Origin of the sequence: Pseudalkalibacillus decolorationis (assembly GCF_024609785.1) — a bacterium.
Taxonomy (GTDB): domain Bacteria; phylum Bacillota; class Bacilli; order Bacillales; family Fictibacillaceae; genus Pseudalkalibacillus; species Pseudalkalibacillus decolorationis.
Window position 1 is genome coordinate 21,410 of the sequence record NZ_JANHJQ010000007.1, and the last position, 12,456, is coordinate 33,865.

At 40.8% G+C, this 12,456-nt stretch carries 14 protein-coding genes and 2 pseudogenes; 10 read left to right on the plus strand and 6 right to left on the minus strand.

Annotation, left to right across the window (positions count from 1 at the left end):
• Nucleotides 1-107 precede the first annotated feature (107 nt).
• The 4 genes from NON16_RS08045 (at nt 108) to NON16_RS08060 (ending at nt 2,437) form a co-directional block, all read left to right on the plus strand.
• Nucleotides 108-818, plus strand: coding sequence for a DsbA family protein (locus tag NON16_RS08045; RefSeq protein WP_257348332.1), 711 nt, complete (start codon nt 108-110; stop codon nt 816-818).
• On the plus strand, nt 811-1,215 hold the full coding sequence (locus NON16_RS08050) for a disulfide oxidoreductase (protein WP_257348333.1): 405 nt from the start codon (nt 811-813) through the stop codon (nt 1,213-1,215). The genes NON16_RS08045 and NON16_RS08050 overlap by 8 nt, the downstream gene beginning before the upstream one ends.
• A 232-nt stretch (nt 1,216-1,447) precedes the next feature.
• Nucleotides 1,448-2,206 (plus strand): oxygen-insensitive NADPH nitroreductase, encoded by a 759-nt coding sequence (nfsA, locus tag NON16_RS08055; RefSeq protein ID WP_257348335.1) that lies wholly within the window; start codon nt 1,448-1,450, stop codon nt 2,204-2,206.
• 75 nt (nt 2,207-2,281) lie between these two features.
• A complete protein-coding gene (locus NON16_RS08060; protein WP_257348338.1) occupies nt 2,282-2,437 on the plus strand; it encodes a hypothetical protein in 156 nt (51 codons plus the stop codon).
• A gap of 234 nt (nt 2,438-2,671) precedes the next feature.
• Here NON16_RS08060 and NON16_RS08065 read toward each other — a convergent pair whose 3' ends face one another.
• A complete protein-coding gene (locus tag NON16_RS08065; RefSeq protein WP_257348340.1) occupies nt 2,672-3,220 on the minus strand; it encodes a flavodoxin family protein in 549 nt (182 codons plus the stop codon).
• A 281-nt stretch (nt 3,221-3,501) separates the two neighbouring features.
• Here NON16_RS08065 and NON16_RS08070 point away from each other — a divergent pair, with 281 nt between their 5' ends.
• Nucleotides 3,502-5,634, plus strand: coding sequence for an ATP-dependent Clp protease ATP-binding subunit (locus NON16_RS08070; RefSeq protein WP_257348341.1), 2,133 nt, complete (start codon nt 3,502-3,504; stop codon nt 5,632-5,634).
• Nucleotides 5,635-5,688: 54 nt separating this feature from the next.
• Here NON16_RS08070 and NON16_RS08075 read toward each other — a convergent pair whose 3' ends face one another.
• The 3 genes from NON16_RS08075 to NON16_RS08085 are packed head-to-tail and all read right to left on the minus strand — an operon-like array spanning nt 5,689 to nt 7,689.
• Complete coding sequence (locus NON16_RS08075; protein ID WP_257348342.1) at nt 5,689-5,985, minus strand: TIGR04104 family putative zinc finger protein; 297 nt, start codon at nt 5,983-5,985, stop codon at nt 5,689-5,691.
• A gap of 55 nt (nt 5,986-6,040) precedes the next feature.
• Nucleotides 6,041-6,781 carry an ABC transporter permease gene (locus NON16_RS08080; RefSeq protein ID WP_257348343.1) on the minus strand — a complete coding sequence of 247 codons (741 nt, stop codon included), beginning with the start codon at nt 6,779-6,781 and terminating at the stop codon, nt 6,041-6,043.
• Nucleotides 6,778-7,689 (minus strand): ABC transporter ATP-binding protein, encoded by a 912-nt coding sequence (locus NON16_RS08085; RefSeq protein WP_257348345.1) that lies wholly within the window; start codon nt 7,687-7,689, stop codon nt 6,778-6,780. Before NON16_RS08085 ends, NON16_RS08080 begins: the two co-directional genes overlap by 4 nt.
• Before the next feature lie 236 nt (nt 7,690-7,925).
• Here NON16_RS08085 and pxpB point away from each other — a divergent pair, with 236 nt between their 5' ends.
• Genes pxpB through NON16_RS08100 form a run of 3 tightly spaced genes read left to right on the plus strand, consistent with a single transcriptional unit; the run spans nt 7,926 to nt 10,386 of the window.
• Nucleotides 7,926-8,630: a 5-oxoprolinase subunit PxpB gene (pxpB, locus tag NON16_RS08090; protein WP_257348346.1), complete on the plus strand. Its 705-nt coding sequence runs from the start codon at nt 7,926-7,928 to the stop codon at nt 8,628-8,630.
• Complete coding sequence (locus tag NON16_RS08095) at nt 8,627-9,619, plus strand: 5-oxoprolinase subunit C family protein (RefSeq protein ID WP_257348347.1); 993 nt, start codon at nt 8,627-8,629, stop codon at nt 9,617-9,619. Before pxpB ends, NON16_RS08095 begins: the two co-directional genes overlap by 4 nt.
• Nucleotides 9,620-9,621: 2 nt before the next feature.
• On the plus strand, nt 9,622-10,386 hold the full coding sequence (locus NON16_RS08100; protein WP_257348348.1) for a LamB/YcsF family protein: 765 nt from the start codon (nt 9,622-9,624) through the stop codon (nt 10,384-10,386).
• 114 nt (nt 10,387-10,500) lie between these two features.
• Here the strand turns inward: NON16_RS08100 and NON16_RS08105 are convergent, their stop codons facing one another.
• Together NON16_RS08105 and NON16_RS08110 are read right to left on the minus strand one after the other, a co-directional pair.
• Nucleotides 10,501-11,007, minus strand: coding sequence for a GNAT family N-acetyltransferase (locus NON16_RS08105; RefSeq protein WP_257348349.1), 507 nt, complete (start codon nt 11,005-11,007; stop codon nt 10,501-10,503).
• Nucleotides 11,003-11,107, minus strand: a pseudogene (locus tag NON16_RS08110) (PadR family transcriptional regulator); the annotation flags it as partial. The gene NON16_RS08105 and the pseudogene NON16_RS08110, both read right to left, overlap by 5 nt.
• 145 nt (nt 11,108-11,252) lie before the next feature.
• Here NON16_RS08110 and NON16_RS08115 point away from each other — a divergent pair.
• Nucleotides 11,253-12,152, plus strand: a complete 900-nt coding sequence (locus NON16_RS08115) for a DMT family transporter (protein WP_257348350.1) — start codon at nt 11,253-11,255, stop codon at nt 12,150-12,152.
• Nucleotides 12,153-12,172: 20 nt separating this feature from the next.
• Nucleotides 12,173-12,439 (plus strand): annotated as a pseudogene (locus NON16_RS08120) (NIPSNAP family protein); the annotation flags it as partial.
• Nucleotides 12,440-12,456 lie beyond the last annotated feature (17 nt).

Below are 12,456 nucleotides of genomic sequence, written 5' to 3' on the forward strand. Positions count from 1 at the left end.
AGCCCCTCGTTAGTGTACCGGTGGCATTATTGTTCAATTCTTCTCCATTGACATCGACCTTTCTTTTGATAAAAATAGGGGTAGTACATACTTTAGGAGGACGTTGCATGGCCAAGAAAAAGAAAAATCAAACCGTATACAAGCCCCCGAAAAATAGTAACAAAGGATTTATCTTAATCATTGGTGGTATTTTTGTATTAGCTGCTGTTCTATTATTTGTAATCAGTAATCAGGAAGAAGGTACTAATGAACAGTCTGCTAATAATGACGTGGAAGTTAATTATGAAGGACAGCCTTCGATAGGAGAGGAGGACGCCCCAGTTAAAATAGTAGAATTTGCGGACTTCAAATGTCCTGCTTGTGCTCAGTTCGAAGCCGAAGTTTATCCGCAGATTAAGGCTGACTTTATTGATACAGGAAAAGCAGAGTTGTTTATGGTAAATAAGCCTTTCCTGGCACCTGATTCGAAAATAGCCGCATCAGTTGGCGAAGCTGTTTACGCCCAGGATGAAAAAGCATTTTGGAAATACTACGATGTGGTGTTTAAAAATCAGGGAAGTGAGCAGGAAGCCTGGGCTACAGAAGAGTTTTTAATCGGATTGATTGAAAAAAACATTAAAGGAATTGACACTGAACAGCTGAAGAAAGACCTTGAAGCAAATAAATTTGAAGATGAGATAGAGACGGATATTAAAATGAGCAATCAGGTTCAAAGTACGCCAACTATCATCATTAATGGAAAAATGATTGAAAATCCATTTGATTATGAAAATTCCATTAAACCAGCTATTGAAGAAGCATTGGAGAACAATGAATAAGCTTAGTTCTTTCGCATGGATCACATCGATTGTTGCGGTTCTCGGGAGTCTTTATTTTAGCGAAATGGCAGGATTTGTCCCGTGTGAACTATGCTGGTATCAACGGATCTTGATGTACCCACTCGTCGTTATTATTGGAATTGGACTTTATACAGATGATTTGAAGCTTCCATACTATGTTCTACCGCTAAGTGTTCTCGGAATACTCTTATCGAGCTTTCATTATTTACATCAAAAAACGGATTGGTTCGATGAAGCGGTTGCGTGTACAGAAGGGGTCCCGTGTTCAGGAGAGTACATCAACTGGCTCGGATTTATCACCATCCCTTTTCTAGCATTAGTGGCATTTGTGATCATTACGGTGACGATGATTTTACAGTTGAATAAATCGAACTAAAAAGATGCAGCTGATCATCTAGGGTTTTGAAAAGCCTAATGATGATCAGCTTTTTAATCTATCAGGCTTGCTGAAAAATCGGAAAAAGTTTAATAAATAATCTGAACAAAGCGGAAAAAATACCGCTTTGCACCAATTAAATCCAATTTTGTCCTGGCAAAAGAGTTGTTCATTTAAATGAGAATGGATACGATAAGATAAGGAAATTACTTTTACTTGAAGGGTGATTATAATGAACAATACGATAGAAACGATCCTCAACCATCGCTCAATCCGCTCGTTTAAAGATATCCCTCTTACCGATGAACAGATCACTATGATTGTCCGATGTGCACAGTCCGCAGCGACTTCGAGTTATCTTCAAGTGTACTCGATCATTGGGGTAAAGGATCCGGTGAAAAAGCAAAAGCTGGCTGAGCTTGCCGGAAATCAGGATTATGTAGCAAACAACGGTCATTTCTTTGTATTCTGCGCAGACTTGAATCGGCATAAATTAGCGGCAGAGTTAGAGAATGTTCCACTTGAAGATATTGTGGAGACGCTGGAATCAACTGAAAAATTCATGGTTGGGTTAATCGATGCAGCACTTGCGGCGCAAAATGCAGTTATCTCAGCTGAATCAATGGGGCTCGGTATTTGTTTCATAGGTGGTTTGAGAAATAATCTACCGGAAGTTGCTAACGTTCTAAAAACTCCAGATCGAGTCATACCACTGTTCGGTTTGTGTGTTGGGGTTCCAGACCAACAGCCTGGCCAAAAGCAGCGCCTGCCAATGGAGAATTTGTATCACGTTGATGAATATATGCAGGATGATGAGCAGTTTAAACAACAACTCTCCCGATATAATGAGGACATCTCCAACTATTATCAAAAGCGTACAGAGGGAAAACGATCGCATACATGGACGGAAATTGTTACCTCGAAAATGACCAAACCTGTTCGGATGTATATGAAAGACTTTCTCAACAACATCAAGTTACCATTAAAATAGTGACGTGTAATCATCGAATAACTCCTTATAAAATGCACAGACTATCAGATAACGATTAAATAGTGGAGGGATTCGATGACAAAGCGGAAGCAAATTAAAAACAAGGTACAGAATCACAATCAAACACCGACGAAAAGCTTACCTGATCTTGAGATAGCAGAAGAAATTGCAAAAGGCCCGACAAAATTAGATTCCAAGGATGCACCAAAGCGCGATAAACAAAATCTTTAAGGGGTTGTTCAAAAAGTCCGGTAAAAATAGCTGTCGAATTTCTTCGTTGTTCGATCTCTCCGGTCCTCACGTATTAATAGCATACGTTCTGGTCCTCGAGATTTTCACGCCTCGAACTTCTCGGCTTTTTTTGTCCTCCTTTTTGAACACGCACTTTAATCACTTTCATAATAAATATAGAAAAACGAGACGGTAAATTGAACCCTGTCTCGTTTTTCTATTATATAGTCCAGCTTATTTGGTTATTGATTTTAACCGTTCATTTAATTGCTCAGCCTGGACGAGTGCCACAGTATCTTGAAGAACCTCACCGGGTTGATTTCCTTTCCCTATAATATAACCGACGAATTCCATTGCAACAAAATCGAAAATGTAGTGGAACTGTTGGATAAGCGGGAGAGCCTTTAGTTTCGGATTGTCTCCACCACAGCAAATCACAAATGCCTTTTTCTGAGATAGCTCTCCTTTAAAATCAAAACGAGAATCTCTCAAGCTTTGAGACCATCGATCAATGAGGTCTTTCATTGAACCAGACATTCCGTACCAATATACTGGTGTTGCAAAAACGAGGAGATCATGATCGAGCATTAACTGAACGAGTTGATCATTGTCATCCTCTACAGGTTGAAATCCACCTTCTACATGTCGTAAATCATCAATTGGATAAATGTTGTAATCCTTTAAATGAACATGGGTTACATCCAAACCTTCCAAAGCTTTTTTTGTTAATTGCTCCGTATTCCCACCTGCTCTTGCACTGCCATATAGCGCTAAAATCTTCATAAACAAGTCCTCCTACATTTTCAATGTGTCTTCTCATCCTATCCTATCCTTCTATTTACATGCGAGGATACAGTCTCCCATCTTAGAAACAGAACCTTTGCATCGGAATGGATGCTCTGTTATTCTCATAGACCCAACCAGAAATAGGGAAATTTTTATAAGCAAAAACCTTGAAAGTCAAAAAAGGTCAAAGTATAATACAATTAAAGGTCAAAGATAGTCAAAGTCAGATAGACCTTTTTCATATGTTAAGTATAAAAACTTTTTAGGAGGTCATGATTATGCGTTGTCAAAACTGTCAATTAAACGATGTGAATGTGAAAATGACCCTTCGTATAAACGGACAAACACAGCAACTACATCTTTGCTCGAAGTGTTATAAAGAAATACAAAATGAAATGAAGCAACCGAGCGGATTCGGTTCTTTCGATCATTCAATGTTTGACCAAATGGATTCCTTCATGAATGGATTTACTTCTGAAGGAAAGAGCGAACCAGGGCAAGCAGCTTCCGGAAAAGGCGGCGGTCGCGGTGGGCTTCTAGACGAGCTCGGTCAAAATCTGACGGATGCCGCAAAAGCAGGACTCATTGATCCGGTTATTGGCCGAAACAAAGAGGTTAAACGTGTAACTGAAATTCTCAATCGCCGAAACAAGAACAACCCTGTATTAATTGGAGAACCCGGTGTTGGTAAAACAGCGATTGCAGAAGGATTAGCACTGAAAATTGTAGAAAATGAAGTACCAAACAAATTACTGAACAAAGAAGTATATTTGCTTGATGTTTCTTCACTCGTTGCAAACACCGGTATCCGTGGCCAGTTTGAAGAACGAATGAAACAGCTGATTGCAGAGCTTCAGCAACGTAAAAACGTGATTCTATTCGTTGATGAAATCCACCTACTGGTTGGTTCTGGATCTGCGGAAGGTTCAATGGATGCAGGGAATATTTTAAAACCGGCTCTAGCTCGTGGTGAATTACAAGTTGTTGGTGCAACAACATTGAAAGAATACCGTAAGATTGAAAAGGACGCTGCTCTTGAACGACGTTTCCAGCCGGTTATCGTTAAGGAACCAACAACAGAAGAAGCGATCGAAATTTTAAAAGGGCTGAAACCAAAGTATGAGCAGTATCACGATGTTCAGTTTTCTGATGAGGCCTTAGCCGCTTGTGTAACATTATCGCAGCGTTATCTCCAGGATCGTTTCTTACCAGATAAAGCAATTGACTTAATGGATGAAGCGGGTTCAAAAATGAATCTCGAGCATGCAGGTAAGAATGAAGATGAAATTCAAGAGCGGCTTGAACAGATTACGAAAGAAAAAGAAAAAGCAACAAAAGCAGAAGATTACGAACAAGCAGCTCGACTTCGAGACGAAGAAATAAGGCTGCAGCAACAAGATCGGATTGAATCTAGTGAAATAAGTACTGAAATCAAACTCGAAGACATCCAGCTGATTGTTGAAGAGAAAACAGGAATTCCAGTACAGAAGCTGCAAAATGATGAACAAAACAAGATGAGGAATTTCGGAGAACGTCTTGGCTCAAGTGTTATTGGACAAGATCATGCGGTACAAAAAGTCGCCAAGGCAATCCGCCGCAGTCGTGCCGGATTGAAATCTAAAGTTCGACCTATTGGTGCCTTTCTATTTGTTGGTCCAACTGGGGTGGGCAAAACAGAGCTTACGAGAACACTTGCTAAAGAACTATTTGGTACAAAGGATTCACTAATCCGTCTTGATATGAGTGAATATATGGAAAAGCATTCTGTTTCTAAACTTATCGGTTCACCTCCTGGGTATGTCGGTCATGAGGAAGCGGGGCAGCTGACTGAACGTGTTCGTCGTAACCCATACAGTATTATTTTATTGGATGAGATTGAAAAAGCACATCCAGATGTTCAGCACATGTTTCTGCAAATTATGGAGGATGGCCGACTAACTGATAGTCAAGGACGAACGGTCAGTTTCAAGGACACCGTGATCATCATGACAAGTAACGCGGGAACAGGTGAAAAACGAATCAAAGTCGGATTCGGAAATCAAGAAAATGAAGCCGTTTCGATACTTGAGAGCCTAAGCGGCTACTTCAAGCCAGAATTCTTAAACCGTTTCGATGGAATTATTCCGTTCAATGAGCTAAGTGAAGACCATCTTGTTGAAATCGTTGACTTAATGCTAGTGGATATTCGTGAAATGGTTATGGAAGAGGATCGAGAAATCGAAGTATCTGAAGAGGCGAAGAAACGAATCGCAAAACTTGGATATGACCCACGTTTCGGTGCTCGTCCAATCCGAAGAGTTTTACAAGAAAAAGTGGAAGACGGAATTGCTGATCTCCTACTTGAAGAAGAGGAAATCACGAAGATTGTGGTTGAAGTAATGGATGAGGAAATTGTTGTGCGAAAGAGATAAATTTCAATAGAAAGTAAGGGGTGGCTCTTGGTAGAGTCATCCCTTATTTGCATTTCACCACATTGGCTCATTTTCATTGCTTAATTCCATTTTCAAAGGCATGTAGGCGATCACCAACGAAAAAAGGAATACTTCTATTAAAATGATAAGTAGTAATGGTGCACCAAAAGAGTTTAGAGGAATCCCTAAAGGCAGAGGTAAAATCCCAAGTAAGGAGAGATTGTTCCTTGCTTTTGCTGAAAGATATTGTTTCTGCTTACAAAATGGGCATTTTATTTTTCGGATCAAGAACATCCTCGCGATCGTTTCTTTCCAAGTCCATTTCGAGTTGCAATTTTGACAGATTGGCATGTAATCATCACCCTTACTAAAGTACCTAGTTGCATATATTCATAAATTCGAATACCTAGTCACTGCTCCATCGGAAGTATCTCGATGCGAGGAAGGTTGATACAACGGCAATTCCAAGCAGGACGCCTACTTCAAGTCCATAATCCCAGATTGGTCCTTGTGTCCAAGTGCCACGTAATAACTCAATTGTATAATAGAGAGGTAATATTTTCGAAACATATTGGAGCACGTCAGGCATCATTTCTAGCGGAAACGTTGCGCCTGATAGGAACAGCATCACATTTAAAAATAATGAACTGATAGCTGCTGCAGCCTGAGTGTTTTTTGCGAGTGATGTTAAAAACAAGGCAAACGGGAAAAAGCAAATAATACTAATGAGCAGAGCAAGTAGCGTGCTTCCAATGTATTCAGGCAAGGTAAGGTCGTACATAAGCATTCCGAAGACCATTAACAGCACGGCTGAGATAGCAAAGATTACTGTACCTTGAACCGTATGTGCCATCAATATTTTCCATGCATTAAGAGGAGTAGATTGATAGCGACGTAAAACACCTGTTTCGCGATAATTTGTAAGAACAGTGCCTAGGGTAAAGAACGATGTCGTGACGATATTGACTCCGATCCAAGAAGGGACATAAAGCTCCGCAAATGTTCTTCCACCCATGTCGTTTCCACTAAACATGGATCCGAAAAGCCAGATCATCAAAACCGGAAATAAGAATGTCCAGAACACACTTAAACGATCCCTGAAAAACATTTTCGTCTCAAGGTTTGCTAATTTCACAAGTGTGGTCATGCCGTCTCCTCCTTTTCTAAATAATGAACAAACAAGTCATCAAGTGAGCCTTTTTCAAATTTAAAATCCCGAAGTGCGATCTCTTTATCCTCACAATAGTTAAAAATGTGATATGCGGTCTTCTGCAGGGTTTCGCTAAACACCTTGAATGTATCGTGATCTTGCTCTACACGTAGAACACCTGGAAGAGAGAGTAGTGTATCGTATTCAAGTTGTTCACTTTGGAACGACAAATTGTTGACCGCCATTGCATTTAATAGCTGCCCAGGAGTATCTAACGCTTTTAATTGCCCACCGTAAATCATAGCAACCCGGTCACAGAGCTTCTCTGCTTCCTCCATATAATGTGTGGTCACAACAATCGTACATCCTTGATCTTTTAAAAGATGAATCATCGACCATAGCTCCCGTCTCGCATGAGGATCGAGACCCATACTCGGTTCATCGAGAAAAACGATTTCGGGTTGATGAAGTGTCGCAAGTGCTAGGGTTACCCGTTGTTTCCAACCACCTGATAGCTTTTCAAAGTTTTCATTTAGTTTTTCTGTAAGACTGAGTTGTTCAATTACATTACTTTTTTGCGCATTGCGAGGGTAAAAAGATTCAAATAGGTCGAGTGCTTCCTTAACCTTCATTTTTTTCTGAATGGAGGTTGCTTGAAACTGCACTCCGATCCGTTCGTTTAACTTGCGAAGTTGTCGACTAGGTTCGAGTCCGAGCACATCTATTTTTCCGCTGTCCGGTTTGCGAACACCTTCAAGCATTTCGATCGTTGTTGTTTTTCCTGCACCATTTGGACCGATAATACCGAAAATTTCACCTTTTTGAACAGTAAAAGAAATTCCCTGAACCGCTTTCGTATCCCCATATGATTTTGATAAATTCTCCACCTGAATAACTGAACTCATTTCTTTGCCTCCTTTAAAACAATCATGAGTCAAATTCTTTTCTATCTTTACGCTGGTAATTGGAAAAGGTTTCAAATTATTTGGATTTTAAAGAAGAGGTTGCGAACGGATTTTTCTATGTAGAGGTGTAATGGTTGAATTATCTCCAACGGTAATAATTTTGTGATATCGTTATACTAGATATAGTCGGAAAAAGAATTCAATTTCTTAACACAAGCTTGAAAGGATGAATCGACATGGACTTTAAAATAATTCCAACAGGTGATGCAGCTATTACGCTCCATTTTGGTTCTAAAATAGAGAAGATAACAAACGATCGAATCCAAGCTTTCTCTAGTCTGCTATTACAACAGAACTATCAGTGGCTGATCGAAGTCGTTCCAGCTTACACTACGACTACCATTTATTATGATCCGACAAAACTTATCGATCATGGCGAAGCTCCTTTTTCCTATATTCGTAAGACGCTACAACAACTAGCGAGTCAAAAGCATGAGGAAAGTATTACAGACGCTCGAACTGTCGAAATTCCTGTTTGTTATGGTGGAGACTATGGCCCGGACTTAGACTATGTCGCAACCCACAATAATCTTTCGAGAGAAGAGGTAATCGAACGTCATATAGCGGGAGACTACCATGTGTATATGCTCGGGTTTTCACCGGGATTTCCTTATATCGGAGGATTAAATGAAACAATTGCTACCCCTCGTAAAACAACACCAGCAACACGAATCACAGAAGGTTCAGTAGGAATTGCCGGCAACCAGACAGGCATTTATCCAAATGAATCACCCGGGGGCTGGCAAATTATTGGGCGAACTCCACTGAAACTATTTAGAACTCAGCAGGAACCGCCAACACTTTTACAAGCAGGAGATCAAATTCGATTTCGGGAAATTTCCGAACAAGAATTCAAGACACTTAAGGAGGATGAGCGATGATTACGATTTTGCAACCGGGATTATTTTCAACCGTACAAGATATAGGCAGAATCGGATATCAAAAATTTAGTGTTCCGGTAAGTGGCGCAGTGGATCTTGATGCTCATCGAATGGCGAATCTCCTTGTCGGAAATGATGAACACTTTGCAACGATCGAAATGACCGTCCAAGCAGCGGAAATGAAATTCGAACAGGATCGTGTGATTGCTATTTTTGGGGAAGGACCGAATCTCAGTTTGAATGGGAAACATCTGCCTAAAGGAAAGCCTATCTTTCTTCCAAAGGATTCTACAGTAAAACATGCAGCAACAGGTAGTGGGGCGCGGACATATTTAGCGGTTGCAGGTGGAATTGATGTGCCGGTCATTATGGACAGCCGCTCAACCTACACAAGAGCAGCTATTGGAGGTTTTGAAGGTCGTAGGCTAGCTAAAGGTGATCAAATAGGGGTCGGTGAAATGACACTTACACAAAGGTCAATATTAACGTTCTTAAAAGAGAAAGACAATGTCAGCTGGTTCGTTCCGACGCAGTTTTTCGATTCGAATGTATCAAACGGTACGATACAGATGATCAAAAGCGAACAGTTCAATACGTTTACAAAGGAGAGCCAAGAGGCAGTTTTCAATCGGTTTTTTACAGTAACCTCCCAATCCGATCGTATGGGATACCGTTTAGACGGAGTGGAGTTAAAGCAAATAAAGGCGAAAAATGAGATTTCATCCGCTGTTCCATTTGGTACGATTCAAGTACCGCCAGATGGGAATCCGATACTATTAGCCGCTGATCGCCAGACAACAGGCGGGTATCCCGTAATTGGATATACGGCAAGTGTTGATCGACATAAGCTTGCTCAATTGAAACCAGGGGACCAAATTCACTTCGAGCTCGTTGATATCGGAGAAGCCCAGCAGCAATTTGCCACTAAAGAGGAAGCGATGCGTCATGTCAAAGCAGGGATAAAGCTGCAACTGAAAGGAATGAATTAAGAATGAAAGTCGACTTAAATTGTGACCTCGGTGAAAGCTTTGGTGTCTATAGATTAGGTAATGATGAACAAATCCTAGATTACGTATCATCGGCCAATATTGCCTGCGGGTTTCATGCCGGTGACCCTAGTACAATGAAGGAAACAGTTCAGCTCGCACTTGAAAAAAGGGTAGCAATCGGTGCCCATCCAGGATTTCCGGACCTACAAGGGTTTGGGCGCCGCGAAATAGCAGTTACACCAGTTGAAGCTTATGAGATCGTCATTTATCAAATCGGTGCACTATCTGCATTTGTAAAAGCAGAAGGTGGATCGCTACATCATGTGAAACCACATGGCGCCTTGTACAATATGGCTGCAAAGAGTAGCGAGCTTGCGTCTGCAATAGCTGAAGCTGTTTATCGTGTAGATCCTACGCTTATCCTTTACGGACTTTCTAACAGTGCCCTCATAAAAGCAGGGGAGAGCATCGGATTAAAAACGGCGAATGAAGTTTTTGCCGATCGAACGTACCAACCTGATGGCACACTGACCCCAAGAACCTTACCCAATGCTATTTTGCATGAACAGGAAATCGTTCTAAACCAAGTCGTACGAATGATTACAGATAGAAAAGTTTGTTGTCTCGAAGGAACCGATGTGGATATTCGTGCGGATACGATTTGTATACATGGTGATGGACCAAATGCCCTCAATTTTGCGCGTTTTATTAGGGAAGGACTTGAACAGGCAAATATTGAAATTGCTCCAGTAAGGAAAAAAACTTAACAATTGTGAAGTATTGAAAGCCCAATTTCTCTTTCGTAATATGAGAAATTGGGCTTTAGCAATTTTCAATCATCCTTAACGTTATACATCCGCATTTTCTGACCCTAGCCCTTATCAGAAATCAGATGTAAACAATTTAAGTTCTTCAGTATCAGGAGGTAGTAGTACGTTTCGTCCAAATTTCATTCCGATTTTTTCAAGAAGCCTGATTGAATCATAATTGTCCTTAGTTGTTATAGCCACAATTCGATTAAGGCCCAGGTCGATTCCATACGCCATCGTAGCAGAGGCTGCCTCATAAGCATAACCTTTAGATTGGAATCTCGATAGAAAAGCAAAGCCAATATCGACATCTTCTAAAGAATCTCTTTTTATTAATCCGCAAATTCCAACCGGTATCTTTCCCTCCTTTATTTCTGTTAAGTAAAGCCCAAAGCCCAATCGGTCGTACATGTCCATTGGGCCTGTTAAAATATAGTTTCTAGCATTTTCTAGAGTCCTCACACCTTTATCTCCTATGAAACGTAACCAAGAAGGATCATTTAAAAGTTTGAGAATGAACGACGCATCATCAGTTGATAACCAACGAAGTATCAACCTATCCGTTTCAATCACTTTCATTAATCTCTTTTACAATTTGATATCCGTACATGTCTTGTTCGCTTAAAAGCTGTAGCAATATTAAAGAGGTACTACCTTTTACAAGTTCTCGGTCGAACATCATAAACCACCTACCTAGAATAATGAGGTATAGTTATCGTATCTTAACTAACCAATTTCGTCCAGTGGATCTGTCAGAAAAGGAATTCCGTTGTTTTTATGGAACCTAGTTAGGAGCTTATCGTATATAAAAGGAGAGGCTGTTAATGAAGAAATGGGCATATGTGTTTATCGCACTGGGAGCCGCGTTATGGGGACTGATTGCGATTTTTGTAGAAGGTTTGTACGAGCATGGGTTTACGCCATTACAAGTGGTTGCGATCCGAGTCATGACAGCAACTGTCTTGCTGTTGATCGTTGTGCTTGTTAAAAATCCACGATTGCTGCGCATCGATTGGCGCGATAGCCTTTACTTTGTTGGAACGGGAATCTTAAGCATTGTCTTTTTCAACTGGTGTTTATTTACAGCAATTCAGGAAACCTCGATAGCTGTCGCTGCGATTCTTTTATACACCGCACCTGCCATTGTTACATTACTTTCACGTGTGCTGTTTAAGGAATGGCTGACATTAAGAAAAATGATCGCCTTATTTTTAACATTGATTGGCTGTGTGTTTGTGATCGGGCTTGTTCCAGGCGGTACAAGCTCAGTATCCATATATGGTGTAATTGTCGGCCTTGGTTCTGGGGTTGGCTATGCTCTCTACAGCATTTTCGGAAAATATGCACTTGTAAAATATTCATCATTGACCGTTACTGTTTACACGTTCGTTTTTGCAGCGGTGGCGATCGTTCCGTTTAGCGGGCTGTGGAGACATTTGGATGTTCTTTTAAGAGGAGAAGTACTTTTGAATACGGTTGGAATTGGCTTCTTTTCAACGGTTCTTGCGTATCTCCTCTACACAGTTGGGCTACAATTCGTGGAAACGAGCCGGGCTTCGATTACCGCCACAGTCGAACCCGTCGTCGCAACGATTATCGGTGTCTTTATGTTTCAAGAGCCATTAAGCAACTGGCAGCTCGGTGGAATCATCCTCGTTTTAAGCGCAGTAATGATCGTACAGGAAAAGCGGAAAGTACAGAGTCAACATTTAATAACACAATGAGGAGAGTAGGAGTGAATTACATGATTTATCGGAAGAAAACATATACAATTAACCCTGAGGGACTCGAGGTTTTTAATGAGTTTTTCCATACGTACCTGTTACCGAATCAGCGGAAGAATGGCTCTAGATTAGTGGGTCGATGGGTCAATGATGACAAAACGGAGATTACTGCAATTTGGGAGTATAGAAGCTTGCAAGCTTACGAAGCTATAGAAGAGAGAGTCCGAAACGATGAATTACACAAACAAGCCCAGCAGCATAAAGGGAAGCTGAGAGACATCATTCTTAACAGCAATCAGGAATT

What these genes read in the sequence shown, in the direction of transcription:
- NON16_RS08045 (WP_257348332.1), top strand. Translation starts at nt 108, where the DNA reads ATGGCCAAGAAAAAGAAAAATCAAACCGTATACAAGCCCCCGAAAAAT.
- NON16_RS08050 (WP_257348333.1), top strand. Translation starts at nt 811, where the DNA reads ATGAATAAGCTTAGTTCTTTCGCATGGATCACATCGATTGTTGCGGTT.
- nfsA (WP_257348335.1), top strand. Translation starts at nt 1,448, where the DNA reads ATGAACAATACGATAGAAACGATCCTCAACCATCGCTCAATCCGCTCG.
- NON16_RS08060 (WP_257348338.1), top strand. Translation starts at nt 2,282, where the DNA reads ATGACAAAGCGGAAGCAAATTAAAAACAAGGTACAGAATCACAATCAA.
- NON16_RS08065 (WP_257348340.1), bottom strand. Translation starts at nt 3,220, where the DNA reads ATGAAGATTTTAGCGCTATATGGCAGTGCAAGAGCAGGTGGGAATACG.
- NON16_RS08070 (WP_257348341.1), top strand. Translation starts at nt 3,502, where the DNA reads ATGCGTTGTCAAAACTGTCAATTAAACGATGTGAATGTGAAAATGACC.
- NON16_RS08075 (WP_257348342.1), bottom strand. Translation starts at nt 5,985, where the DNA reads ATGCCAATCTGTCAAAATTGCAACTCGAAATGGACTTGGAAAGAAACG.
- NON16_RS08080 (WP_257348343.1), bottom strand. Translation starts at nt 6,781, where the DNA reads ATGACCACACTTGTGAAATTAGCAAACCTTGAGACGAAAATGTTTTTC.
- NON16_RS08085 (WP_257348345.1), bottom strand. Translation starts at nt 7,689, where the DNA reads ATGAGTTCAGTTATTCAGGTGGAGAATTTATCAAAATCATATGGGGAT.
- pxpB (WP_257348346.1), top strand. Translation starts at nt 7,926, where the DNA reads ATGGACTTTAAAATAATTCCAACAGGTGATGCAGCTATTACGCTCCAT.
- NON16_RS08095 (WP_257348347.1), top strand. Translation starts at nt 8,627, where the DNA reads ATGATTACGATTTTGCAACCGGGATTATTTTCAACCGTACAAGATATA.
- NON16_RS08100 (WP_257348348.1), top strand. Translation starts at nt 9,622, where the DNA reads ATGAAAGTCGACTTAAATTGTGACCTCGGTGAAAGCTTTGGTGTCTAT.
- NON16_RS08105 (WP_257348349.1), bottom strand. Translation starts at nt 11,007, where the DNA reads ATGAAAGTGATTGAAACGGATAGGTTGATACTTCGTTGGTTATCAACT.
- NON16_RS08115 (WP_257348350.1), top strand. Translation starts at nt 11,253, where the DNA reads ATGAAGAAATGGGCATATGTGTTTATCGCACTGGGAGCCGCGTTATGG.